Below are 25,904 nucleotides of genomic sequence, written 5' to 3'. Positions count from 1 at the left end.
AAAATTTTCACGTATTTAAAAGGAGGGTAATGTGATGGCCGAAAATCGTCATGAAAAATTAGGTTTGAACGATGAACAAGTTTTGAAGATGTATGAAACGATGTTAATGGCTCGTAAAATCGACGAAAGAATGTGGCTGTTGAACCGTGCAGGAAAGATTCCGTTTGTAATCTCTTGCCAAGGCCAAGAGGCTGCGCAGGTTGGAGCAGCAATGGCACTGGATAAAGAAAAGGATTTTGTCCTGCCATACTACCGCGATATGGGTGTTGTGCTTTGGTTTGGAATGACAGCCCGTGATCTTATGCTATCTGGTTTTGCCAAAGCTGAAGATCCGAATTCCGGTGGTCGGCAAATGCCGGGACACTTCGGACAAAAGAAAAACAATATCGTAACGGGTTCATCTCCAGTTACAACTCAAGTAGGACATGCAGTTGGTATCGCACTTGCAGGTAAAATGGAAGAAAAAGACTTGGTTACATTCACAACATTCGGAGAAGGTTCCTCTAACCAGGGAGATTTTCACGAATCTGCCAACTTCGCTGGGGTACATAAGCTACCGGTTATCTTCATGTGTGAAAACAACAAATATGCAATTTCAGTCCCAGTTTCGAAACAGCTTTCTTGTGAAAAAGTTTCGGACCGAGCAATCGGCTATGGTATGCCGGGTGTTACGGTAGATGGCAATGATCCTTTAGCCGTGTATGAGGCAGTAAAGGAAGCTGCTGACCGTGGGCGTCGTGGCGAAGGTCCTTCATTGATTGAAACGGTTTCTTACCGTCTTACACCACACTCTAGTGATGACGATGATCGTGCATACCGTGAGCGTGAAGAGGTGGAAGAGGCGAAAGAGAAGGATTCGATCCACACATTTAAAAAATACTTGCAAGAATTGGGCATCCTGACTGAAGAAAAAGAACAAGAGCTTAACGCACGTATCGAAAAAGAAGTCGATGAAGCAACGGATTACGCTGAAGAGGCACCATATGCAGATGCTGAAAGTGCACTCAAATATGTGTATGCGGAATAGGGGGACGAAAAAATGCCAGTAATCTCATATATAGAAGCTGTTACACAGGCTTTACGTGAAGAAATGGAACGTGACAATAAAGTATTTGTACTCGGTGAGGATGTTGGAGTACGCGGTGGTGTATTCCGTGCAACAGACGGACTCTATGCACAATTTGGCGAGGAACGTGTCATTGATACGCCTCTTGCTGAATCAGCGATCGCGGGGGTTGGTATCGGGGCTGCTATGTACGGTATGAGACCAGTTGCGGAAATGCAGTTTGCTGATTTTATCATGCCAGCAGTCAATCAGATCGTTTCTGAAGCAGCAAAAATCCGTTACCGTTCAAATAACGATTGGCATTGCCCTCTCACGATCCGTGCACCTTACGGCGGTGGAGTACATGGAGCGCTTTACCATTCTCAATCTGTGGAAGCCCTTTTTGCAGGCATACCAGGACTTAAAATCGTTATGCCATCAACACCTTATGACGTTAAAGGACTGTTGAAAGCCGCCATTCGTGACGACGACCCAGTTCTGTTTTTTGAACATAAGCGGGCATATCGATTAATTAAAGGTGAAGTGCCTGAAGATGATTACACATTGCCAATTGGTAAAGCAGATGTAAAACGTGAAGGCGATGACATTACGGTAATTGCTTACGGACTATCTGTCCACTTCGCACTTCAGGCTGCTGAAAAGCTTGAAAAAGATGGAGTTTCCGCACATGTACTTGACCTTCGTACAGTGTATCCACTTGATAAAGAAGCGATTATTGAAGCAGCATCAAAAACAGGCAAAGTATTACTTGTCACTGAAGATAACAAAGAAGGAAGCATCATGAGTGATGTATCTGCAATCATCGGCGAGCATTGTCTATTTGACTTAGATGCGCCAATCCAACGTCTAGCTGGACCAGACGTACCGGCTATGCCGTATGCACCAACAATGGAAAAATTCTTCATGATCAATCCGGATAAAGTTGAAAAAGCAATGCGTGATTTAGCAGAATTTTAATCTGCAAGGAGGGAATATCAATGGCAACTGAAAAAATAACGATGCCTCAGCTTGGAGAGAGTGTGACTGAAGGGACGATCAGTAAATGGCTCGTTCAAGTTGGAGATGAAGTAAAAAAATACGATCCAATTGCAGAAGTGATGACCGACAAAGTGAACGCTGAGGTACCATCATCCTTTACCGGGACGATTAAAGAGCTAGTCGCTGATGAAGGGGATACAATCGAAGTCGGCGAGCTCGTTTGCTATATCGTTACAGAAGGCGGAGAAACAGCCGATGAAAAAGAAGAACCTGTAAAAGAGGATCATGTCAAAGAAGAACCAGCTGCGGATGAAAAGTCAGCAGCCGCAACTAAAAAACAAGCACCAAAACAGCCTAAGAACGGAAAAGCTCGTTATTCACCAGCTGTCTTACGTTTAGCTCAAGAGAATGACATCGATCTTGAACAAGTCGAAGGATCCGGCCGAGAAGGTCGAATTACTCGTAAGGACCTTCAAAAGCTAATCGATTCCGGTGACATTCCAAAGGCAGGAGAGCAGAAGGAGACTCCTTCAGCTGAACAAGCCGTTGAGGCACCGAAGGAAACACCAGCAGCTGCAGCAGCGTCTAAGCCGACATCCCAACCTGCCAATATCCCAGTTGAACCTGGTGATGTTGAAATTCCTGTCAGTGGTGTTCGTAAAGCGATTGCAGATAACATGGTCCGCAGCAAGCATGAAGCGCCGCACGCATGGATGATGATGGAAGTGGATGTAACCAACCTAGTTGAGTATAGGAACAGTATTAAAAATGAATTCAAGCAAAAAGAAGGATACAGCATGACCTTCCTTCCATTCTTCATTAAAGCGACTGTAGAAGCCCTTAAAGAATATCCGATGGTCAACTCGATGTGGGCAGGAGACAAAATTGTCCAGAAGAAGGACATTAACATCTCCATTGCAGTAGCGACAGAGGACTCGCTTTTTGTTCCTGTTATCAAGCATGCGGATGAAAAAAGCCTTAAAGGCATCGCAAGAGAAGTGAAGGATCTTGCTGGGAAAGTAAGAAACGGAAAGCTTTCTGGGGAAGATATGAAGGGCGGAACATTCACGGTGAACAATACCGGTTCATTCGGTTCCATCCAATCCACGCCGATCATCAACTATCCTCAAGCAGCGATACTTTCAGTCGAATCGATTGTGAAGCGACCTGTTGTGATGAACAATGGCATGATTGCAGTACGTGACATGGTTAACCTTTGTATGTCACTTGATCACCGTGTACTCGATGGATTAGTTTGCGGACGATTCCTGACTCATGTAAAGGAAATCCTTGAAAATACATCCAAAGAAAACACATCTGTATACTAAAAACATAAATTGATAACGGGGCTGACTCAATTAGGGTCGCCTCGTTTCTCTTTGCTTTTACCCAAGCAATATTTTAAAAATTGATCAAACAAGACTCTTGAAAATCGTAATGGTTACGATATATAATAGGAAATGGCATTTGTTAAATCGGAATCATTACGAAAGGGGACGCATCATTGAGAATTTTAACACTACTACTTATCATTCCTTTTTTATTAGCAGGATGCGGATCTTCTGATTCAGAATCAGCGAAGCATGACGATTCCGATATGATGATCTATACATCCATTTACCCTTTACAATATTTTGCCGAAAGAATCGGCGGTGACAAGGTTTCAGTTCAATCAATCGTTCCACCGGGATCCGATGGCCATACTTTTGAACCTACCACAAAAGAACTCATTGAAGTAGCTGAAGCTGACTTGTTGATTTACAACGGTGCTGGTTTTGAAGGTTTTATCGAAAAGGCTAAGGAATCTTTAAAGGAACAAGAGGTTAAGTTCATTAACTCTTCTGCTGGAATCGAACCTGCGGGAGACGGTGAAAAGAGTGAAAATGAGGAGCACGACCAAAAAGAGCACCACGAGGATCATGGTACAGAGGATCCGCACGTTTGGCTCGATCCGTTACTAGCTATCGGAGTTTCTGAAATGATCAAGGACGCTATGGTGGAAGAACAGCCGGAATTAGAAAGCGAGTTTGAAAAGAATTTCGATCAGTTGAAAAAAGATTTGCTATCACTTCACGAATCCTTTCAGAAGGTTGTAGATGAAGCCGAAGGCAATACATTTATCGTTGCTCACAGTGCATATGGCCGTTGGGAAAAAAGGTACGGACTTGAACAGGTTTCTGTGTCTGGAATTTCCCCTTCACACGAGCCTTCACAAAAAGAAGTTCAAGAACTAATTGATTTTGCACGTTCCAATCATATTTCACATATTTTACTAGAACGGAATATTTCATCGAATATTACGGAAATGATCGGGGAAGAAATCAATGCTGAAATTCTTTATTTAAGCAACCTTGAATCGTTGACCCAACAACAACTTGATCAAGGCGAGGACTACCTAAGCGTAATGCACACGAACATCGAGACGCTACGCAAGGCTTTAAACTGAATCCAGCATGTTTTTTGAACAGGTATGTTTGAAATTGCCATGGGTGGGAACACAAAGAATACTATCCCTCTAAATCCCTACCTCATTCAAAAGTAAGCTTAGAGCTTGCTTTTTTTCTTTTATTAGTGCCTGTGATAGTGCTCGGATTTTTATGATACTGAGCACTTTTATTTGCACTGGAGGGCCGTTTCGCCTTAAAATGGAATTATATGAAACACGGAAGGATGTGTTTACGTGAATATGAATTTTAATTTTTTTATGAACGATGTTGTAGGAACAGCCCGTAACGAGGCGAAGGAAGCTGGATTTAATGAACTTACGTCACCTGAAGAAGTGGAAACTGCATTTGCAGAAGGTGGAACAACGTTAGTGCTCGTGAACTCGGTATGTGGCTGTGCTGGAGGAATTGCCCGTCCTGCAGCAGGATACGCATTGCATAAAAGTGAGCAAAAGCCAACTCATGCTGTTACTGTATTTGCGGGACAAGATAAAGCAGCCACTGAAAAGGCACGTTCTTATTTTACTGGATATCCGCCATCATCGCCTTCTTTTGCGCTGTTAAAGGATGGAAAGTTGGTTTCGATGGTGGAACGGCATGAGATTGAAGGCTCTGAACCGATTGAAGTCGTAAAAAAACTTCAAGAAGCTTTTCAAAAGCACTGTTAAAGGTCCTGAGTGGAGGCGCCTCCACTCAGGGTTTTGTCAAACTGTAAATTGTTCTTCTTCGGTGGAACCTTTTAAAGCTGTGGTAGTAGAAGTTCCTCCAGATATGATTTGTACGACTTCATCGAAGTAGCCTGTTCCGACTTCCCGTTGGTGTCTTGTGGCTGTGTAACCGAATTGCTCACTGGAAAACTCCGCCTGCTGGAGCTCTGAGTAAGCAGCCATTCCCCGTTCTTTATAGCTCCGTGCCAATTCGAACATGCTGTGATTCAACGCGTGGAAACCTGCGAGTGTTACGAACTGGAACTTATAACCTATTTTTCCTAATTCATTTTGAAACTCAGCGATTGCCTCGGCTTCAAGCTTTTTCTCCCAGTTAAAAGATGGCGAACAGTTATATGCGAGCAGTTTATTCGGGAAGTGGTGATGAATTTTCTCTGCGAACCGTTTTGCTTCCTCCAAGTTCGGTTCAGAAGTTTCACACCAGATAAGGTCAGCATACGGCGCATAAGCCAATCCTCTTGCAATTGCTTGATCAAGCCCGGCTTTAGTTCGATAAAAGCCTTCGGCGGTCCGCTCCCCTGTAAGAAATGGATGATCGTAGGAATCGACATCACTTGTGATCAAATTCGCGGCATTCGCATCCGTTCTTGCTATCAATACGGTTGGTACCCCTAATACATCTGCCGCAAGACGTGCAGAAATCAGGTTGCGAACAGCTTGTTGAGTAGGCAGTAGTACCTTTCCGCCTAAATGACCGCATTTCTTTTCAGAGGATAGCTGATCTTCGAAGTGCACGCCTGCAGCACCAGCTTCAATCATTGCTTTCATCAATTCATACACATTTAATGGACCGCCAAAGCCTGCTTCAGCATCCGCGACAATAGGGGCATACCATTCCGTTTCATTTTTACCTTCCGCATGGTCGATTTGATCGGCACGCCCTAGAGCTTGATTAATCCGTTTGACAACATGTGGTACACTGTTTGCCGGATACAAGCTTTGGTCTGGGTACATATGACCGGATAAGTTTGCATCTGCGGCAACCTGCCAACCACTTAAGTATATAGCCTTCAACCCAGCTCTTACTTGTTGAACAGCTTGATTTCCAGTAAGTGCACCGAGCGCATTTACGTAAGGATCGGTATGAAGCAACTTCCATAGACGTTCTGCACCGTTAGTTGCTAACGTGTATTCAATTTGCACCGAACCTCTGAGACGAAGGACATCTTCGACAGAGTAAGGTCTTACGATTCCATTCCATCGATCCTTTTTCCATTCATTTGTTATTTTTTCCGTATTGTGAATTCGATCCATTTTCTATACTCCTCCATTTTTATTTCAGGCTTTCCGTGCGATTGTTGAATTGAACATGCAGTCCCCTTAATTCCTCCTACAATCATCATCAAGTCCGATCAGTACCTTTTAATCAATGAATCCATTTCCAGAACACCGGTTACAACTGATGCACCCAACGCCCAAACAGCTGTCACATTGTACTCCCTCTTCATAAACTCCCTCTCCACAACAAGTAGTACATTCCAATTCGCCATTTCCATTGCAAGTCTGGCAATTCAACTTCGTTTCCTCCTTTTGAATTTGATTATTACTCTGTATTGGTACAGTGATGTTTAAATTTAATATTATTATATAACAGAGTATTGAGAATGTTCACCCTTTTTCTGATTTCTGGTAGTGTTAGACCAATGTCCTCATTTTAAAAAAGGGAAGTAAGAATAATGCTTGACAGTTTACTTCATATTGAGTAAAATTAGTACTTGTCAGGTTAACTTGCGTCTATAGTGAAATTGGATATCACACGAGATTTCGGCTCTCGTATTCTGGGTTCGAGTCCTGGTAGGCGCGCCATTACATAATGAACAATACTCTGCATCGATCAACATCGAGCAGAGTTTTTTGTTAGAAAATGGTAACTTTCTCATATATATTTTTTACACTCATAAACCGAAGAAATTCCTCATAAATTCACCGATTGTCTTTTTGGAGAAGGTATAAGAATCGATTATGAAGAAATTAACTTCAGATTTTGTAAAAAGGAGATGTTCCATGATTATTAAACGCCGGACGTAGCCGATTAATTTAAAAAAGTTAGAAGCGTTACGTAAAAGAATACCTAGTCATCATCCCGCACGTCTCTTTATCGATGAGAATATGCAAGAGATAAGCTGCAGGCTACAAAGGTGAACCTGCCCTCGATTTTCCTCTCAAATTCCTTCCAGAAGATAACTATTTGATCCTTCGTGGCATAAGACTCAATAACATAAAGACCGGTCACTTTTAAATTGATTGTTTATTGCTAACGAAAAAGCCTTCCGATTGAGTATCTTATTGTGATTAGTAGTCCTAAAACGATCCTCGAATTTTCGAATAAATCCTTCATCAAATAATCATCCATAACATTGATATCACGAAAAAAGTTCAGGAATTTGAAAGCATTCACTCTATCGAAAAGACCACCGATATAGTCCTTCGTAAGTTATCTAATCGATTAGTTAAAGAACACTGTCCGTTGTCTACAAGCTTTCTGCAAAATTTCAACATACAAATCAATGATTTGAGAAAAGGGGTGTACTGTACTTCTTTCGCACCTATGAAACGCCCACATGGAACGTGGCTTTGTCCAAGTTGCGGTTATTCTGATAAGGAAGCACAAATCGACGCACTAATCGATTATTCCTTACTTGTTTCTAATGACATGACGAATCAGGAGGCCGTAAGCTTTTTAATTCTTAATTCAAGGCACGTCGAAGGCACGTCGCTAAAGCACTTCTCAATTCAATGAACCTCCGACACACTGGAACCAATAAAGGCCGCAAATATTTCCTCAAGTTCGATATTAATTCCCGTGATCAGCCTGCAAATATTAATGCATCACACTCTTTAGATTATAAAGATACAAAAAAGTTATAAAATCACTTCACATATTCCTTATTACATGCTAATATACATTTTATGAATTAATAAATATTAATTACTATGTATAAAAATAAATAACATAGTATGGATAGGAGGAGTATGTAAGTATGAAAAAGTTAATGATCTTAATTGGTATGCTTCTAATTGTAATGAGTCTTGCGGCGTGCGGAGGGTCAGGCTCAGGGGCTGCCAGCGCCGATAAAAAGACACTCGTAATGGGGACTTCTGCAGATTATCCGCCATATGAGTACATTGATACAGCAAAGGGTAGCGAGGTCATAGGATTTGACATTGACATTGCAAAACAGATTACAACCAATCTTGGTTATGAGCTGGAAATCAAAAACATGGATTTTAACAGTTTAATAGAAGCACTCAAAAACGATCGAGTCGATTTTGTGATGGCCGGTATGACACCGACTGAAAAGCGTAAGAATAGTGTTGATTTTTCAAATATATATTACAAAGCGAAACAACTTATCATGACGACAGATGACAATAACATCGGATCTATCGACGATCTCAATGGGAAAAAGGTTGCCGTACAGCTTGGCTCTATTCAGGAAAAAGAGGCGGAAAAAATCCAGCAGCAGGTCGATATTGAAATCGTAAAGCTGAATAAGATTCCTGAAATCGTTCAAGAGCTGAAGTCAGGTCGTATCGATGCCATGATCATTGAAGATGCTGTCGCCTTTGGGTTTCTCGAAAAGGATCAAAGCTTAGACACATTTGAAATAAAAAAACCAGCAGAGAAAACGGCTGGGTCTGCAGTTGCCTTCCAAAAAAACAGTCACATTAAGGAAGCGTTCAATAAGGAATTGACCAAAATGAAGGAAAACGGCGACCTTGATAAAATCGCTGAAAAATGGTTTACCACGAAATAGAAAAAATATAAAAGAAGACTACTAGAGAGAAAGGGTGTACAGAGGCATGAATTTGGATTTCGGCCAAGTTGTGCCTTCTATTCCATTCATCATTGAGGGGATATGGGTCACGTTAAAATTTGTAACGGTATCAGCAGTACTTGGTTTTGTATTAGGTATCTTATTAGCACTTTCCAAACTCACACGTATTTCACTATTAAACTGGCTTGCTAGTGTGTATACATCTATTTTTAGAGGAACACCGCTTATCTTGCAATTATCGATCATTTATTTTGCGACACCTCAACTGACGGGCTACCAAATTACGCCGTTCATAGCTGGAATCCTCACCTTCGGACTCAATTCTGGTGCGTATATGTCTGAAATCATCAGAGCGGGTATCCAAGCTGTTGATAAAGGTCAAACTGAGGCTGCTCAAGCACTTGGAGTTCCATATCGTCCGATGATGAGGCAAATCATTTTTCCGCAAGCTCTAAAAAATATTTTGCCTGCAATGGTGAATGAGTTTGCGACGCTTACGAAAGAATCTGCAATCGTCTCAGTAATCGGTGTGACAGATATTATGAGGAGAGCGCAAATTGTTGGTGCAGATACGTATTACTTTTTCGAACCGCTTCTGATTGTCGGATTCATCTATTATCTGATGGTGATGTGCTTGTCGGTTACTGGGAAGATTATTGAAAAGAGGTTGAGAGTCGTTGATTAATGTTAGCAATCTTTATAAATCATTCGGTGATTCAGTCGTTTTAAAAGGAATCGAAACGACCATCGCAAATGGTGAAGTGATAGCGGTTGTCGGTCCTTCTGGATCTGGTAAATCAACATTTTTACGATGCATTAACCGTTTGGAAACACCAACTGATGGTGTAATCACGGTGAGCGGCCAAGAGATCACAAATAAACGCGCTCCGATTTTTAAAATACGAGAGCAAATCGGTATGGTGTTTCAGCACTTTCATCTATTCCCGCATATGACGGTACTCGAGAATGTCACCTATGCACCGATTACGGTTAAGAAAATGAAGAAGTACGACGCCATCATAAAAGCACGGACACTGATTAAAAAAGTGGGTTTATCGGAAAAAGAACAGGATTATCCGAGTCGACTTTCAGGCGGTCAGAAACAACGGGTGGCTATTGCACGTGCACTTGCGATGGAGCCACAGGTGATGCTGTTTGATGAACCGACCTCAGCACTAGATCCTGAAATGGTAAAAGAAGTTCTCGAGGTTATCAAATCTTTAGCACATACCGGAATGACGATGGTCATCGTTACACACGAGATGGCTTTCGCGAGAGAGGTTTCCGATCGAGTCTTATTTTTAGATGAAGGTACGCTAATAGAAGAATGTGATCCAAATACATTTTTCTCTTCACCGAAGACGGAACGGGCGCAACAGTTTTTAGCGAAGATACTTTAAATCCCGAATGCCCCACACTTTAAGAAAGTCATGATATTTATCTTGAATCATTAGAATGGTTTATTTTAGGGAATGATTCTTATGAGTCATTCCATTTTTACGTTCGATCAGGAGGTGTTTATCGGATGTTTCGGATTGGTTATCGTACATTTAAGACTGCGATTGCAGCGCCTGTTGCGATCTATATTGCAAAATTTTTGGAACTCGATAATTATATTTCAGCCGGTATACTTGCAATCCTTTCAATACAAGTGACGAAAAAACGGTCGATAATCAGTGCTGCACAGCGGTTTGTTGCGTGTATCATCGGTATTCTGTATGGATTCGTATTCTTTGAAGGGATTTCATACCATCCCTTTATCCTCGGTTTTTTGCTGCTTGTTTTTATACCGACGACCGTAGCGTTACGTATCCAACAGGGAGTGATTACAAGCTCCGTAATTATTCTGCACTTGCTGATGATTAAAGATGTCAATGTATCGATTGTGTTCAATGAGCTTGCTATCATTTCGATTGGAATAGGGGTTGCATTGCTTATGAATTTGTATATGCCAAGCATGGAGAAACAGCTCAAGGGATACCAGTCAGAATTAGAAGACTTAATCCAAACTATCTTACTTGAATATGCAGGATTCTTACGAAACGGTGACAACGATTGGGATGGGAAAGAGATTGTCAAAGCAGATCAGTTAATACAAAAAGGGAAAAGTTTGGCATTTCAGGATGTGGAAAACCACCTGTTAAGAGATCAAAACGAGTATTACAATTATTTTAAAATGAGGGAAAAGCAATTTGAAATCCTTGAACGTGTACTTCCGATCATTTCATCGCTCGATCGAAGCTATGTCCAAAGTCATCAAATCGCAGATTTCTTAAAGCGTATTGCCGATGCAATTCACCCAGGGAATACCGCCCAAAAATATCTAAATGAACTTGAGCAGTTACGGCAATCCTTTCGGGAAATGGAATTACCGTCTGATCGAATCGAATTTGAGACTCGGTCCTCTTTGCTTCATTTTTTAAATGAAATGGAACAATACTTAATTTTAAAGCGGTATTTTAAAGTAAGGGATGAATGACATAGGTGGATTGGGCAAACTATAATTAATTGATTGGAAGGGAGAGTTAGAAGTGGGAGCCATAAATCTAGTTTTTGCCCTGATCATTGCCTTTTCATCGCCTATATGGCCATTAGGAGAAAACCCATTGCCTGGGGATCCTTACTTGATTGTGAACAAACAAACGAATTCATATCTCTTTGTTGATGAAGGGAACATTGTAAAAGAAGGACGTGTAGCAACTGGAAAATCAACAGAACTAACACCTGAGGGAGAATTTACAATTGTCGTTAAAGCAAAGGACCCTTATTATAGGAAAAAAGATATCCGTGGCGGTGATCCGGATAATCCTCTCGGTTCACGCTGGATCGGGTTTGATGCGAAGAATACTGATGGAAGAATCTATGGACTCCATGGAAACAACAACCCTGAAACGATTGGAAAATATGTGACAGCAGGCTGCGTCCGGTTTAAAGAAGACGACATCCAATGGTTGTACGACCATGTACCGCTTGGAACAAAGATAGTGGTAGTAAATACCTCAAAATCGCTTCTGGAAATTGCACAAATGCGGAATGTGATTGTGGAATATGACGAATAGCAGGAATTACTTCATTCGTGCTTGGCAAGAAAGCCGGTGTCCTGAATGAAGATTAGAACCAAGGTTTTTCTGTTCAACTCCGTTCGGTGATGTTAGTCTGTCCATCCCCTTTAGGACATGAATCTCACATTTTCCGCATATTCCTTTTTTGCATTTAAAATCCAACTGACAACCATTCGCCAAGGCAGTATCTAATACAGTTGACCATTTTTTAAAAGGAATAGTGCAGCTTCTTCGATTTTGTATAAAATAGATCTTTTCAGTTGTTGTAGTATTCTTGATCGTCGCTTCCGACGTATTAGCGGCACCTGAAACTTCCTTCGACACTTCAACAATTGCATTTTGTTTAAGAGACCCCACTGTTAAGGCTTTTTTCACCTTCAACCATCCTTTCATAGCATACGAAACATTACGTTTTTTTATGAAATGTTCCGAAAATCATAATTTACTCGTTGACATGAGAACGATTCTCATATAAAATGAGAATGAATATCAATGAGAACGATTATCGTTAAGGAGGAACTCTCATGAATTACGATGTACATGGTTTCACTGATATGCACACATTGATTACAAACGAGAGAAAACTAGGTGGAGCTATTGAAGCGAATCGAATTCGTTTGAGTACGGGTGAAGAATTTACATACCCTGTAATTACCAACGTCGATTACTCTGGAGCAACTTTTTATTCGATCGGTTTTATTTCGGATGAAGGCGAGCATTACATTGTCAATGTTCATGACATTAGTATAATGACGTCAACACGGCATTGTCCGATTAAAGAATTGAAAAACAGTTACTGTAAAAAACTCAAAACGAAACAGAGGATCGACTACTTAATACGTCTTTGTGAAGTAAACGAGGGTTCCTTCACACAGATTTTTTGGGAAGAAGTTCAAGCGATCCTAGATGACATCGGTATGGATGCTATTGAGAGAGAACGTGAATTAAAACAGCTGAATAAAGAATTTAATTCGAAAATCATAAAAATTGCATAATAGAGTACAAAAGAGTAAAAGTAGAATCCTAATGGGACTCTACTTTTTTTTAGGTGACTCGAGTGTACAGATGGAAGAGGGCCTTTTTATTCTTAAGACACAGCTTTCATAAACTCTGAACAAGTAATTCATGTTATCAGTATCCATAAAGGCCGAATCAAAATCTTCAGCAATGGCAAGGTCAAGATTTTCCCGGCCAGTTGCAACAAGAACACCCGAATCCTCTTTTATAACCGGTGATTGATGTATACCATCTGTAACAAGCTCACGGATATGCTCAATTTCAAGAACATGAGTACCTTCATGTACACGGTGAATCAAGGCATATAAAGAGGGTGAAAGAACCAGTGCATAGGGTCCGCTATGTCCCATTTTCAGTAATTTGTTACGTGCCTCAACAACATCCATAAATGCATTCCCCGACTTCATCCAATCTTCCCGAATATGAGTCAAGCGTCCTTTAACGTTCATCAACCCGTCGATATCAAACGTTTTCGCACCATTAAATACCATATCATCCTCTAGTAGAGCAGATTGGGCGGCAGCATTGGCTGCAGCCGAGAAATCGACTGGGATATCTAATGTTTTCGCTTGTTCAATATCCCGCCAGTACAAAATAAAGTCTTTGTACAATAGCGGGACTGTCAAGTTGATCCTTTTCGTTGGCTCAGTCAACTGGAGGCTTTCACCATGGTAGCCCATCATACCATGTTCTTTTTCTTCATATACGTCATTTGTAACGGTTTGGACACCTTGTCCTAGTGGTCCATAAATATCAATAAATCGACGGCCGATCAATTGTCTGCGGACACTATTAACAATCGTTTCATCTAGTCGTTCCCAATCACGATCACCTAAGGGAGAATCAGCAAATCTTGACGTTTTATTCATCTATTGATCGCCTCCTTTTAAACTGCCGACGGTAAGCTTTTTTTTCTGACTGGCAATAGTAATAGACGATGTTAAAGATGATTGTGTTACCGGGTCATTTATATATTTATCAACCTTAAGGTGTTTCGCTACATGTTCTTTTTCGTCAGTTGGAATCGAAGCAGCAGAGTTTGCCGCCCCTTCAAATTGATCATTCAATTCGTTAAGAAGAGATTTTATGGCTTGATAATCTTCGTTGGTCATATCACGCAAGCTTTGTAAGCTAGGTTCGTACTCGGTATCTTTAAATTGAAAGAGTGCCAGATCCAAGTGTTCAAGAAAATTATGAAGTCCGAACTTTTCAAGGCTGATATCTTGTAGCAACCTTATAAATTCATGGTTCGATCGATCTGCTGCATCGTTGTGTTCAATAAAATAGTCCAACTTTGGGTTTAGTACAGTTAGACGGTCCTGCCGGTGTTCTTCTTCCTCATAAATATGATGGAAATATAAACGCTCATGTTCATCTTTAGCATTTTCAATTGTCGGTTCAAGAACTTCCATGAAGACCTTTAATGCTTCCTCTGTTCTAGTAAAAATGTTTTTTAACAAAGGGAAGTGATTAGACATGGGTTATCACGCTCCTCTTTACATGCTCCATATCTAAACATATTTCCCATTTGTTCACGTTCTAAACGCACGTGAGTGAAAATTATCAAAAAAAATCATTCAGTACAGAACGCCTATTTTATCATCAAGTTAAAACATGAAGGCAACACTAGTTAGAATCGAGAGTAACATTGAAATGATCATGATATAAATGATGATTTTCATCCATTTTCTACGCAATTGGTAAACCTCCTAACAATCACTCTAAATCGTGATGATCTAAGTCGAACCCCTATTCTGATTGTTCACTTTTGAACACATATTTTTATTGTACAAAGAAAAAGATTAAGGGACAAGCGTAAAGGTTGTCGAGTTTTTTCGAGTATTTGCAGGAGTTAACCGCTTACATAGAGAAGTGAGTTAAGTGGTAAACATAAGAGTTTAAGGAGGCTTCTAGAATGGAACAGGAAAAGGACTTCTCTAAATTGTACAAAGAATGGCAAGAAACCACGAAAAAATTAATGGATAGGTTTCCGGAACGTAAAGAAGCGTTCGAAACGTCCTCTAAAATTGATATTGACCGCTTATATTTGCCAGATCAATTGGATTCAGCATATATGGAACAACTCGGGTTGCCTGGTCAATACCCGTTTACTAGAGGAATCCAGCCGACCATGTACCGTGCAAGGTATTGGACGATGCGACAATACGCCGGCTTCGGATCCGCAGAAGAAACGAACAATCGTTTCCAATACCTATTGCAGCAAGGTCAGACAGGTTTATCGGTTGCATTTGATCTCCCCACACAAATTGGTTATGACTCAGATCATTCGATGTCAAGGGGTGAGGTAGGTAAGGTTGGGGTGGCTATTGATTCACTTGAGGATATGGAAGCACTTTTGAAGGATATCCCACTTGATAAAGTAAGTACATCAATGACAATCAATGCACCCGCAGCTGTGTTGCTGGCGATGTACATTGTCGTCGCTGAAAAACAAGGGATTTCAGCTGAACAGATTTCTGGAACGATTCAAAACGATATCCTTAAAGAATACATTGCAAGAGGGACGTACATTTTTCCACCAAAGCCGTCCATGCGTCTCATCACCGATATTTTTGCCTATTGCGCTACAGATGTACCAAAATGGAATACAATCAGTATTTCCGGCTATCACATACGTGAAGCAGGTGCGACAGCGGCACAGGAGCTTGCGTTTACGATTGCGAACGGAAAAGCATATGTTGAAGCAGCCCTTGAAGCGGGTCTGGATGTTGATCATTTTGCACCTCGCCTCGCTTTCTTTTTTAATGCTCATAATGAGTTTTTTGAAGAGGTTGCTAAGTTCAGAGCAGCTAGGCGCATGTGGGCGAAAATAATGAAGGAAACGTATGGTGCCAAAAATCCGAAAAGCTGGCAGTTGCGGTTTCATACTCAAACAGGTGGATCGACCCTCACTGCCCAACAACCTGATAACAATATTGTACGGGTCACCGTTCAGGCGCTTTCAGCTGTTCTGGGAGGAACACAAAGCTTGCATACGAATTCACGTGATGAAGCACTAGCCCTGCCAACTGAAGAGTCGGCACGTATCGCTCTTCGAACACAACAGATTCTTGCACATGAAAGTGGTGTGGCGGACACAGTGGATCCCCTTGCAGGTTCGTACTATGTGGAATCCTTAACGGACCATCTGGAGCAATCTGCAAATGAATATCTTGAAAAAATCGAAGAGCTTGGCGGGGCAGTTTCCGCTGTTGAGCAAGGTTACATGCAGCGCGAAATTCACCACACATCGTATGAAACACAAAAGGCGATTGAAAAAGAAGAACAAATTGTCGTCGGTATGAACGCATTCAAGCTCGATGATGAACCAAAGCCGGAGCTGCACCGGGTTGGTCCGAGCTTACGCGAGCATCAAATCGAGAAGCTCACTAAAATACGACAGACGAGAGATAATGAACGAGCGAGCGCTCAGTTAGATGCACTTAGAGCTGGTGCAAAAGGAAAAGACAACCTGATGCCGCTGATTGTTGATTGTGTAAGATCCTATTGTACGATTGGTGAAATTTGCGGCGTATTACGAGAAGAATTCGGTGAGTTTACGGGTATATAGGAGACATGGAGGTCAAAACAAATGAAAAAGAAAATTCGTGTTTTAATTGCCAAGCCAGGCTTGGATGGGCATGATCGTGGGGCGTTAATCATCTCTCAGGCGTTACGTGATTATGGAATGGAGGTTATTTATACTGGATTGCGACAAACTCCAGAGCAAATCGTTGCTTCCGCTATACAAGAAGATGTGGATGCAATCGGGATGTCCTGCCTTTCTGGTGCCCACAACGAATTGTTTCCAGAGGTTGTAAATGGACTAAAAGGACAGGGAGCAGAGGAGATTATTGTCATCGGTGGTGGTGTCATTCCTTGGGAGGATATTCCTTTTCTTGAGAAAAACGGTGTACAAAAGATTTTCACACCAGGAACTCCTTCTATCGAAACTGCCAAATACATTGAAAAAGCTGTCTATCAGCGCGATGGAATTAACCTAGATGTGGACAACGAAATCGTGAAAAAGGTTGATCATATCGGGATAGCGGTTGAGTCGCTTGACGAGTCGCTTCCATTTTATTTAGATACGCTACATTTAAAGCTTGAAGGCATCGAAGAAGTGAAGTCAGAATCTGTGAAGATTGCCTTTCTAAATGCTGGGAATATTCGAATTGAACTACTCGAACCAACGAATGAATCCAGTTCGATCCATTCATTTATTCAAAAGCGAGGAGTTGGAATCCATCACGTCGCTCTTGGAGTCGAGAATATTGAAAAGCGGATCCAACAACTGAAAGAAAATGGGATCTCGATGATTCATGACGTACCTAAGCCTGGAGCGGGGGGCGCAGAGATCGCATTCATGCACCCGAAATCGACACAAGGGGTACTTTATGAACTATGTGACAAATCATCGAAGGAGCGTATATAAAGATGGACATCTATGATAAAATCAATGAGCTTTACGACCGCCGCAGAACAGTACAAATGGGCGGTGGGGATGAACGAATCGATAAACAGCATGAAAAAGGAAAATTAACTGCACGTGAGCGAATCGATTTGCTCCTGGATAAAGACAGCTTTATAGAAATAAATCCATTTATCGAGCATAGAAATCAGGATTTTGGAATGGATAAGAATAGTGCACCCGGTGAAGGAGTCGTAACCGGTTATGGGACCATCCATGGGCGTTCTATTTATTTGTTTGCACAGGATTTTACCGTTTTCGGTGGTGCACTTGGTGAAATGCACGCACAAAAGATTGCGAAGGTAATGGACCTTGCTGCGCAAAATGGGGCCCCTTTTATAGGGTTGAACGATTCAGGCGGGGCACGAATTCAAGAAGGTGTCGTATCTTTAGATGGGTACGGACAAATTTTCTACCGAAATTCGATTTACTCTGGGGTCATTCCGCAAATCTCTGTGATTTTAGGTCCGTGTGCAGGTGGAGCGGTCTATTCTCCTGCTATTACCGATTTTGTATTTATGGTGGAGCAGACTAGTCAGATGTTCATAACAGGTCCGAAGGTAATTGAAACGGTGACTGGCGAAAACATCAGTTCAGAGGATTTAGGTGGAGCAAAGGTTCATAGTTCCAAAAGTGGAAATGCTCATTTTACCGCACCTACTGAGGAAGAGACGTTGCTCCAGGTCCGCCGTCTGCTTGAGTATCTTCCACAAAACAATGAGCAAAAACCCGAACGGGTATCTGGTGAAGAACAATCTGATTATCGAGAAAATCTTGCCGATGTCGTACCATTTGAAACTATTCGCCCTTACGATGTAAGAAATGTTATTCTAGAAGTAGTCGATCAGGATTCATTTATGGAGGTCCATAAAGACTTTGCGCGGAATATCGTTGTCGGTTTTGGTCGGATAAAAGGGGAGTCGATTGGTCTGATTTGCAATCAGCCAAAGGTGATGGCAGGTGGATTGGATATCGATTCCTCTGATAAAGTTGCTCGATTCATCCGATTTTGTGATAGCTTCAATATACCGTTAATTACATTTGAAGACGTTACAGGCTTTTTTCCTGGAATTAAACAGGAGCACGGCGGTATCATAAGACATGGAGCGAAAATCCTTTATGCTTATTCTGAGGCGACCGTTCCAAAAATCACCGTGATTACAAGAAAAGCATACGGTGGGGCTTATGTGGCCCTAAATAGTAAATCGATCGGTGCAGACCTTGTCTACGCCTGGCCAAATGCTGAAATTGCCGTAATGGGACCAGAGGGAGCAGCCAATATCATTTTTGCTAGGGAAATCCAAAATAGCAATAACCCTGAAGAAACTCGAAATGCGAAGATCGATGAATATCGGGAAAAATTCGCAAACCCATATGTTGCAGCATCAAGAGGTATGGTCGATGATGTAATCGACCCAAGAGAAACACGGATAAAGCTCGCTCAAGCATTACATATGCTACGTAACAAAAAGGATAGTCGTCCTTCCAAAAAACACGGAAACATCCCTTTATAGAGTAGTAGTACAAAAAGTCCGGAGGCTAACAAGACTACAGATTTAGTTACTACAATGCAGTTTTGCGCCGAGTAACCGCAGTCGCAGGATGTTAGTCAGTTCGGCGTTGTGCTCACAGGATGTGAGTCAGTTCAACGTGGTTTCAGGCGTATTTAGTTGAACTTCAGAAATTCCGGCTCTTTTGATCCCCCTTTTTGAACATGATTTGAATGGGGGGTTCAAAATGTCTGGACCGTAAACAAAACGTAATTGCTAACAACAAAGGAGCTAAAAATATGATTAATCAAGAACGAATTGTTGAGGAATTTTTAGAACTCGTACAAATTGATTCAGAAACAAAATATGAGGAAGAAATATCGAAGGTGCTTAAGGAAAAGTTTTCTAACCTTGGTCTTGAGGTGTTTGAGGATGATACGAAAGAGAAAACTGGACACGGAGCTGGCAACTTAGTTTGTACGTTACCCGCTACAGATGAAAAAGCTGATCCAATTTACTTCACTTCTCATATGGATACAGTTGTACCTGGTAATGGGGTTAAACCATCGATTGAAGACGGCTATATTAAAACGGATGGGACAACCATACTTGGAGCAGATGATAAAACAGGATTAGCTGCTATGTTTGAAGCAATCCGAGTCTTAAAAGAAAATGACATAAAACACGGCAAAATTCAATTCGTTATTACAGTCGGTGAAGAGTCGGGTCTAGTTGGTGCGAAAGAACTTGACCCAGCACTCGTCGATGCAAAGTATGGATTCGCACTTGATTCTGATGGTAAAGTCGGAAATATTATTGTAGCTGCGCCGACTCAAGCTAAGGTGATTACAACTATCAAAGGTAAAACTGCTCATGCGGGTGTTGCCCCTGAAAAAGGTGTTTCCGCAATAACTGTTGCAGCTAAAGCAATTTCGAAAATGCCGCTTGGTCGGATAGATGAAGAGACAACAGCGAACATTGGCCGCTTTTCTGGTGGTGCTGGAACGAATACAAACATTGTTATCGACCATGTTGAAATCCTGGCAGAAGCAAGGTCCTTGATCCCAGAGAAAATGGAAGAGCAAGTCCAAAAGATGAAGGATGCGTTTGAAAAGACTGCAGAAGAAATGGGTGCAACAGCAAATGTCGAGGTCATCGTCATGTATCCAGGATTCAAGTTCGATCATGGGGATGAAGTCGTTGAGGTTGCGAAACAGGCTGTAGAAAAAATCGGTCGTAAGCCGGACTTGCTTCACAGTGGGGGAGGAAGTGATGCCAACATTATCGCAGGATTTGGCATCCCAACTGTAAACCTCGCAGTCGGTTACGAAGAAATTCATACAGCAAATGAGCGTATGCCGATTGAAGAACTGGTGAAAACCTCTGAGCTCGTTGTATCGATTATCGAGCAGGTTGGAGCAAAAAACTAACAAGCAGATAAATTATACTACCGATCCGTAATAGGAAAATGTCCGTCTCCTCCGTATAGCAAGTTGTCTAAGGAGAAGAGCGACCTATTCGGTTCGGTTCTTTTTTTACACGTTAAGTATAAAAATACTTTCAATTGTATTAGCGCAACTACGACTTTGCTCTCGCCTGAAGGCTCGGCAATCGCCGAGTTTTCTTTAGAATTTTATATTAAAATTATTTTAAATAGTGTGCCCTCTTACAATATATGTTAATATAAAACTACTATTTTAATAATAGTTTTGAATCAAAAAATGGAAGTGAGGCAGCGTACTATGATTCCAGGAAACCTACATATCATGATGAACTATTTGAGGGGTACCTACAAAATTCTAGAAGAAGAGTGGCAGAAGGCAGCTAGAAGCATCGGTTTAACACAAGCAGAACAGCACGTTCTATGGATTGTTGAGCTTGAAAGGGAAGCGACGATTACTAGGATTGCAAACGTAGGATTATGGGACGTCTCAACCGTTATGCAAGTCATCAATCGCTTAAAGCAAAAGGGATACATAACATTGATTAAGAAAAATGATGATAGACGAGTTTCATATGCAGTCTTAACAGATGAAGGCCGTCAAAAGCAAAAGCAATCTGCCGCATTCTCATATAAGTTATATGAATATTTGATAGAATTTGACCAACAATCTACCGACAATCGAAAGTTTTTAGAAGAAATGATTACGTTCCATCGGAATTTAAACCAACATTTTCATGGCAAAGAATTCATTGATTGGACCGAACAGACTGCGAAAGATTTAAATGCACAAAAGTAGACTTGGATCATCGATTGAATGGGTTGGTGAAGAAATTCATGTTGAACAAATCAAAAACAGCTAGAGTTATTTTTCATGTCGATATGAATAGCTTTTATGCCTCAGTTGAAATCGCGCTGGATCCATCTTTAAAAGGGAAACCTGTTGCGATTGCAGGGAATGTGGAGGATCGGAAAGGGATCATTGTAACAAGTAGTTATGAAGCACGTGCAAAAGGTGTACGTACAACCATGCCTTTATGGGAAGCAAAAAGGAAATGTCCCGATTTGATCGTCCTTCCACCATCGTTCGAACGGTATAGAAATGCTTCGAAAAAGATATTTGATATGTTATGTGAATATAGCGATCTTGTTGAACCTGTTTCGATTGATGAAGGTTATATCGATTTGACCGATGCCTCTTTACGAGGTTTTCCATTAGATATTGCGCATGAAATTCAAACAAGGCTACTCAATGAGTTAAGGCTTCCTTGCAGCATCGGTATCGCACCGAATAAGTTTTTATCTAAAATGGCTTCTGATATGAAAAAGCCTCTTGGAATTACGGTACTACGGAAACGGGAAATACCACAAATACTCTGGCCTATGAAAATTGAAGAAATGCATGGGGTCGGAAAAAAGACGATGGAAAAATTCCATGAAATCAATATTTTTACGATTGGGGACCTTGCGAATAAGGGAGAATGGGATGTCAAGCTTGCACTTGGCAAAAATGGTGAAAAACTATGGCAGAGAGCGAGAGGAATGGATAACCGGGAAGTAGATCCGGAAGCCTCCAATTCGTTCAAAACGGTAGGCGTTTCAACCACATTACCCGAAGATCTTGTTCAGTTTGCTGAAATGGACAAAGTTCTACATGAACTCGCAGATTCTCTTGAACTACGGCTTAAACGGAAAAAAGTCGTAGCGACGACACTTCAGCTCACAATCCGATATGCAGGTCGAAAAACGGTGACGAGAAGCGAGACGTTATCAAACCCTATTCAGGAGAAAACCGATCTCGCCCTAGCAGCAAAAAAGATTTTCAAAGAACACTGGAACGGGGAACCTGTTAGGCTGTTAGGTGTCAGTGCGATACAAGTAATTGAAAAAAATCGAGCGTATCGCCAGCTCGACTTATTTTCGTACCATCATTTTACAAAAGATGAACAACTTTTTGAAACTTTAGACAAAATTCAACGTAAATATGGAGAACATTCTGTTCAGAAGGGTATAGAGAAAAAGGGGGAAAATAGAAATGGAAAGAAGAACGAAACTTGAGGAGTTAAGACAATCGATCGGCAAGGTACTGATCGGTAAAGATAAAACGGTTGATTTAATGATGGTCGCATTGCTAGCACGCGGTCACGTATTATTGGAAGATGTTCCTGGGACGGGAAAAACGATGCTTGCGAAAAGTATCGCAAAATCAATTGAAGGAACGTTCCGCAGAATCCAGTTTACACCGGATGTACTCCCTTCAGATGTAACAGGAATCCAATATTTGAATCCAAAGACGAGAGAGTTTGAAACGAGATACGGCCCAGTAGTTGCGAATGTTTTATTAGCAGATGAAATCAACAGGGCTACACCCCGAACACAGTCCAGTTTGCTTGAAGTAATGGAGGAGCGCCAGGTGACAATCGATGGTGAGACGGTACGTTTGCCGAACCCGTTTATCGTGCTTGCAACCCAAAACCCGATTGAGTCGCACGGAACTTTTCCATTACCAGAAGCTCAAATGGACCGTTTTTTGCTTAAAATCAATGTTGGTTACCCAAGCTTCCATCAAGAACAAAGCATGATGAAAGCCTATCGAAACGAAGAACCATTTAATAGCTTATCCTCAATCTACTCGACTGATGAAATCATACAGATGCAAGAATCAATCAAGTCTGTCCATTTAACAGAAGAAATTGAGTCGTACATGCTATCGATTGTGGTTGAAACACGAAGATCCAAACAAATAGAAATTGGCGTAAGTCCTAGGGGAACACTCGCGTTCATGCGAGCTGTTCAGGCATACGCCTGGCTCAAAGGTCGAGATTTTGCAAATCCGGAAGATGTAAAACATATGGCTCCATATGTACTTTCGCACCGACTTGTACTTTCAATGGAAGGAGAACTACGCAAAACTCCTGAACAAGTCATCCAAGACATTCTTGATGAAGTGGAAGTACCGGTAGAAGCAGGAGCGGTGCAAAAGTGATTTGGCGTAGAAGCATCGATTCAAATCCAATTACGATGTACCTTCCACTACTTTCTGTGTTTATCATTATTATGAGTTTTTATGGGAAATCATCTGTTTTGTTTTGGATAGGGATTCTTAGTGGATTAAGTACAGTTTTATCGAGTCGATATATTGATTTCATAACACGCAGACTCTCATATAACAACAACCGGCAAACAATCCGGATGTTTCCTGGTGATCAAGATCAATGGAAGGTACAAATTGCGAATCGTAGTCGTTTACCTGTCTTCAGTGGGAACTTGACGTTTTTATTAGATAATCAATGCTCAATTAAAAACCTCCAACCAATAGAGGAACGGAGAAATGTAAATGAGTACTCGGTTCCATTTACATTTCTTCCTAATGAACCAAAAAGCTTAACATTCAATATCACAGGAAATAGAAGAGGTGTTGCGAAAGTATCAATGCTCAGCCTTACCGTCTATGATCTGATGAACGCGACGACAGGAAAGCTCGTTAACGATCGACTCGTCCAATCTGAGTTGATCGTTTATCCCACATTGTTGCCGGTAGGCGGCGTACAACAATTAATTCAGAGCCGGCAGGGGAGTCGAGTCGTTCCATCCTCCTTATTTGAAGATCGCAATCTTGTTGTCGGTACGAAAGATTATGAGGCTGGAGACTCCTTCCAACGCATTCATTGGAAAGCATCTGCTCGAATGGAAGAATTGCAAACGAAGATCTATGAAAAAGCGATGACGCAAACATGGACAATCTTCTTGAACGTCATTTTTGATCCGAAAGAGGCAGCACGATTGGGAGAGTCTGAGCTACTAGAAAAACAGATTAGTTACACAGCTTATCTTTGCCAATTCGCCTTTCAACAGAATATTCCCTTCGAGATTTACATCAACATTAAGACAAGAGGAAGAATTCCATACATGCACCTTGAAAAAGGTGAGGGGAAAAGCCAGTTGGCAAAAGCGTTAGAACTACTAGCACGATTAAATAATAGCAGCATTAAAGTTCCGATGCACCGAGTATTGTCGATGTTTGAACGACGTCACTTCAGCTCTTCTGTTCTGATTTTGGTAGGAGATGACCAGACAGATGCAGACTATTACGAGCGATTCAATAGGCAGGGAATGGATCTTTATAAAGTGTTTTTGGATGAGTCCTCAGCAAGCTTAGACCGGCTTGAAAAGAGGAGGGCGATATCATGAGTTCTTCTATGATCATCCGTACGAGATGGCTTCATTACTTAATGGATGTTTTACTCGTAGCTCTCACGACGGTCTGGTTTTATGCCCCATTTAAAACAAACGTAATGGTCCCCGTTATCGTGTTGATGGTTGTCGGTGGAGTTCTTTTAGAATTCATATTGCCGAGGATTGAAATTACTGTAGGGAAAGTTCTATTAATCGCCGCATTCCTATGTGGAATCGGTTGGGTTATGGGGTTAGATTGGCTTTTAGTAATTATTGTTTCTCTAGTATGTACATGGAGGTTTACATTACATTTCCTTGATTCAGATATAGGACAGGAAGTATATTTGTTTCTGTTTTCTGTGATCGGTCTATCCATTTTTTTCGTTTTATACCGAACGAGTGATGAGCTTATGAACGCATTGGCTTTAACGTTGTTCCAGTTTATTCTGCTCTTGGCAATTCGATTGAATCGAATAGTTCGTCAACAAGAAACGAACCCTGCCTTACAACGTTATGTTACGTATACTTTTGTAGGATTCATAGGTGTTACGGGTGTCATTGTCGCCGTATTTCCATTGATTAAACAGGCATTCATGCTTGCTATGAAGTTGATCAGTGGAACACTTGCAGTTATTTTTTACTATCCGGTTAGCAGTTTTTTTAACTGGCTAACATCGTTTATGTCCGAAAATGATAATCAATCGAAAGACACGGATAATGCTTCAGATATGAGTGAGGAACTATTAAATCAGGAACATGGTGGTTCAGGCATTATCGAATGGATGAACGCCATACTCATCATTGCAGCTATTATTATTGTCGTATGGATGTTTTATAAGTTTTACCACAAACATTTAACGTTGCGTGGTCAAGTGACGCTATCACCCACCGTAGAATCACATGCCTTAAACTACGCTGAACCGGATTATTCATCCTGGACTAAAAGTAAGGCTCCTGAAAATAGGGTCCGTAAACGTCTATACCAACTAGAAAGAAAAATGGCAAAGTATGATTTTGGGCGGTTCAGGTATGAATCTGTTCAAGAATGGTTAGATCGAATCGACCCTCCGGAAAATTTACATGACCAAATAACTGGTATTTATCAACAAGTACGGTACGGAGAACAAGATGCAACCCAAGAGCAAACAACTCGCTATGAAGCTGCCATTCAGAAAATGTTATCGTGGGGAAAAGAGAACCATCGCATCAAAATGAAAAAGAATAAAAAGAAGTAGCAATAAAAATGAGGCTG

At 41.3% G+C, this 25,904-nt stretch carries 25 protein-coding genes and 1 tRNA gene; 21 read left to right on the top strand and 5 right to left on the bottom strand.

Going from position 1 to position 25,904, the window contains the following annotated elements:
* Positions 1-34 precede the first annotated feature (34 nt).
* The 5 genes from MOJ78_RS13140 to MOJ78_RS13120 all read left to right on the top strand — a co-directional run bounded on the left by MOJ78_RS13140 (position 35) and on the right by MOJ78_RS13120 (position 5,156).
* Complete coding sequence (locus MOJ78_RS13140; RefSeq protein ID WP_304977800.1) at positions 35-1,027, top strand: thiamine pyrophosphate-dependent dehydrogenase E1 component subunit alpha; 993 nt, start codon at positions 35-37, stop codon at positions 1,025-1,027.
* A gap of 12 nt (positions 1,028-1,039) precedes the next feature.
* Positions 1,040-2,023, top strand: coding sequence for an alpha-ketoacid dehydrogenase subunit beta (locus MOJ78_RS13135; RefSeq protein WP_304977799.1), 984 nt, complete (start codon positions 1,040-1,042; stop codon positions 2,021-2,023).
* Positions 2,024-2,043: 20 nt separating this feature from the next.
* Positions 2,044-3,372, top strand: coding sequence for a dihydrolipoamide acetyltransferase family protein (locus tag MOJ78_RS13130; RefSeq protein WP_304977798.1), 1,329 nt, complete (start codon positions 2,044-2,046; stop codon positions 3,370-3,372).
* Between the two features lie 176 nt (positions 3,373-3,548).
* Positions 3,549-4,490 carry a metal ABC transporter solute-binding protein, Zn/Mn family gene (locus MOJ78_RS13125; RefSeq protein WP_304977797.1) on the top strand — a complete coding sequence of 314 codons (942 nt, stop codon included), beginning with the start codon at positions 3,549-3,551 and terminating at the stop codon, positions 4,488-4,490.
* Between the two features lie 234 nt (positions 4,491-4,724).
* Entirely contained in the window at positions 4,725-5,156 is a 432-nt protein-coding gene (locus MOJ78_RS13120) for a BrxA/BrxB family bacilliredoxin (protein ID WP_304977796.1), read from the top strand.
* Between the two features lie 36 nt (positions 5,157-5,192).
* Here the strand turns inward: MOJ78_RS13120 and aceA are convergent, their stop codons facing one another.
* Positions 5,193-6,470 carry an isocitrate lyase gene (gene aceA, locus MOJ78_RS13115; protein WP_304977795.1) on the bottom strand — a complete coding sequence of 426 codons (1,278 nt, stop codon included), beginning with the start codon at positions 6,468-6,470 and terminating at the stop codon, positions 5,193-5,195.
* Positions 6,471-6,946: 476 nt separating this feature from the next.
* On the opposite strand from aceA, the gene MOJ78_RS13110 reads away from it, so the two are divergent.
* The 6 genes from MOJ78_RS13110 to MOJ78_RS13085 all read left to right on the top strand — a co-directional run bounded on the left by MOJ78_RS13110 (position 6,947) and on the right by MOJ78_RS13085 (position 12,054).
* A tRNA-Arg gene (locus MOJ78_RS13110) sits at positions 6,947-7,022 on the top strand.
* Between the two features lie 1,175 nt (positions 7,023-8,197).
* Entirely contained in the window at positions 8,198-8,974 is a 777-nt protein-coding gene (locus tag MOJ78_RS13105) for a transporter substrate-binding domain-containing protein (RefSeq protein WP_304977794.1), read from the top strand.
* Positions 8,975-9,020: 46 nt separating this feature from the next.
* The gene (locus MOJ78_RS13100; protein ID WP_304977793.1) at positions 9,021-9,680 is read left to right on the top strand and encodes an amino acid ABC transporter permease; all 660 of its coding nucleotides are present in this window, start codon (positions 9,021-9,023) and stop codon (positions 9,678-9,680) included.
* A complete protein-coding gene (locus MOJ78_RS13095; protein ID WP_304977792.1) occupies positions 9,673-10,395 on the top strand; it encodes an amino acid ABC transporter ATP-binding protein in 723 nt (240 codons plus the stop codon). The genes MOJ78_RS13100 and MOJ78_RS13095 overlap by 8 nt, the downstream gene beginning before the upstream one ends.
* 125 nt (positions 10,396-10,520) lie before the next feature.
* Positions 10,521-11,474 (top strand): aromatic acid exporter family protein, encoded by a 954-nt coding sequence (locus MOJ78_RS13090; RefSeq protein ID WP_304977791.1) that lies wholly within the window; start codon positions 10,521-10,523, stop codon positions 11,472-11,474.
* A gap of 61 nt (positions 11,475-11,535) precedes the next feature.
* Positions 11,536-12,054, top strand: a complete 519-nt coding sequence (locus MOJ78_RS13085) for a L,D-transpeptidase (RefSeq protein ID WP_304981257.1) — start codon at positions 11,536-11,538, stop codon at positions 12,052-12,054.
* A gap of 6 nt (positions 12,055-12,060) precedes the next feature.
* Here MOJ78_RS13085 and MOJ78_RS13080 read toward each other — a convergent pair whose 3' ends face one another.
* Positions 12,061-12,432, bottom strand: coding sequence for a 2Fe-2S iron-sulfur cluster-binding protein (locus MOJ78_RS13080; protein ID WP_304977790.1), 372 nt, complete (start codon positions 12,430-12,432; stop codon positions 12,061-12,063).
* A 149-nt stretch (positions 12,433-12,581) separates the two neighbouring features.
* Between MOJ78_RS13080 and MOJ78_RS13075 the strand changes: the two genes are divergently transcribed.
* Entirely contained in the window at positions 12,582-13,052 is a 471-nt protein-coding gene (locus MOJ78_RS13075; protein ID WP_304977789.1) for a hypothetical protein, read from the top strand.
* 39 nt (positions 13,053-13,091) lie between these two features.
* Here the strand turns inward: MOJ78_RS13075 and MOJ78_RS13070 are convergent, their stop codons facing one another.
* The 3 genes from MOJ78_RS13070 to prli42 form a co-directional block, all read right to left on the bottom strand.
* Positions 13,092-13,943, bottom strand: coding sequence for a family 1 encapsulin nanocompartment shell protein (locus tag MOJ78_RS13070; RefSeq protein ID WP_304977788.1), 852 nt, complete (start codon positions 13,941-13,943; stop codon positions 13,092-13,094).
* On the bottom strand, positions 13,944-14,552 hold the full coding sequence (locus MOJ78_RS13065) for an IMEF encapsulin system ferritin-like cargo protein (protein ID WP_304977787.1): 609 nt from the start codon (positions 14,550-14,552) through the stop codon (positions 13,944-13,946).
* Between the two features lie 129 nt (positions 14,553-14,681).
* A complete protein-coding gene (prli42, locus tag MOJ78_RS13060) occupies positions 14,682-14,771 on the bottom strand; it encodes a stressosome-associated protein Prli42 (protein ID WP_304977786.1) in 90 nt (29 codons plus the stop codon).
* A 218-nt stretch (positions 14,772-14,989) separates the two neighbouring features.
* Between prli42 and MOJ78_RS13055 the strand changes: the two genes are divergently transcribed.
* The 9 genes from MOJ78_RS13055 to MOJ78_RS13015 all read left to right on the top strand — a co-directional run bounded on the left by MOJ78_RS13055 (position 14,990) and on the right by MOJ78_RS13015 (position 25,887).
* Positions 14,990-16,645 (top strand): acyl-CoA mutase large subunit family protein, encoded by a 1,656-nt coding sequence (locus MOJ78_RS13055; RefSeq protein ID WP_304977785.1) that lies wholly within the window; start codon positions 14,990-14,992, stop codon positions 16,643-16,645.
* A gap of 21 nt (positions 16,646-16,666) precedes the next feature.
* Positions 16,667-17,509, top strand: a complete 843-nt coding sequence (gene mce, locus MOJ78_RS13050; protein ID WP_304977784.1) for a methylmalonyl-CoA epimerase — start codon at positions 16,667-16,669, stop codon at positions 17,507-17,509.
* Between the two features lie 2 nt (positions 17,510-17,511).
* A complete protein-coding gene (locus MOJ78_RS13045; RefSeq protein ID WP_304977783.1) occupies positions 17,512-19,059 on the top strand; it encodes an acyl-CoA carboxylase subunit beta in 1,548 nt (515 codons plus the stop codon).
* A gap of 275 nt (positions 19,060-19,334) precedes the next feature.
* Complete coding sequence (locus tag MOJ78_RS13040) at positions 19,335-20,465, top strand: M20/M25/M40 family metallo-hydrolase (RefSeq protein WP_304977782.1); 1,131 nt, start codon at positions 19,335-19,337, stop codon at positions 20,463-20,465.
* A gap of 312 nt (positions 20,466-20,777) precedes the next feature.
* Entirely contained in the window at positions 20,778-21,275 is a 498-nt protein-coding gene (locus MOJ78_RS13035) for a MarR family transcriptional regulator (protein ID WP_304977781.1), read from the top strand.
* A gap of 38 nt (positions 21,276-21,313) precedes the next feature.
* Positions 21,314-22,534 carry a DNA polymerase IV gene (locus MOJ78_RS13030; protein ID WP_304977780.1) on the top strand — a complete coding sequence of 407 codons (1,221 nt, stop codon included), beginning with the start codon at positions 21,314-21,316 and terminating at the stop codon, positions 22,532-22,534.
* Positions 22,512-23,462 (top strand): AAA family ATPase, encoded by a 951-nt coding sequence (locus MOJ78_RS13025; RefSeq protein ID WP_304977779.1) that lies wholly within the window; start codon positions 22,512-22,514, stop codon positions 23,460-23,462. The genes MOJ78_RS13030 and MOJ78_RS13025 overlap by 23 nt, the downstream gene beginning before the upstream one ends.
* Positions 23,459-24,667: a DUF58 domain-containing protein gene (locus tag MOJ78_RS13020; RefSeq protein WP_304977778.1), complete on the top strand. Its 1,209-nt coding sequence runs from the start codon at positions 23,459-23,461 to the stop codon at positions 24,665-24,667. The genes MOJ78_RS13025 and MOJ78_RS13020 overlap by 4 nt, the downstream gene beginning before the upstream one ends.
* On the top strand, positions 24,664-25,887 hold the full coding sequence (locus MOJ78_RS13015) for a DUF4129 domain-containing protein (RefSeq protein WP_304977777.1): 1,224 nt from the start codon (positions 24,664-24,666) through the stop codon (positions 25,885-25,887). Before MOJ78_RS13020 ends, MOJ78_RS13015 begins: the two co-directional genes overlap by 4 nt.
* The last annotated feature ends 17 nt before the right edge of the window (positions 25,888-25,904 follow it).

The sequence above is a fragment of the Alkalihalobacillus sp. AL-G genome (genome assembly GCF_030643805.1).
Taxonomy (GTDB): Bacteria; Bacillota; Bacilli; order Bacillales; family Fictibacillaceae; genus Pseudalkalibacillus.
This window is presented reverse-complemented; position numbering and strand designations above follow the sequence as displayed.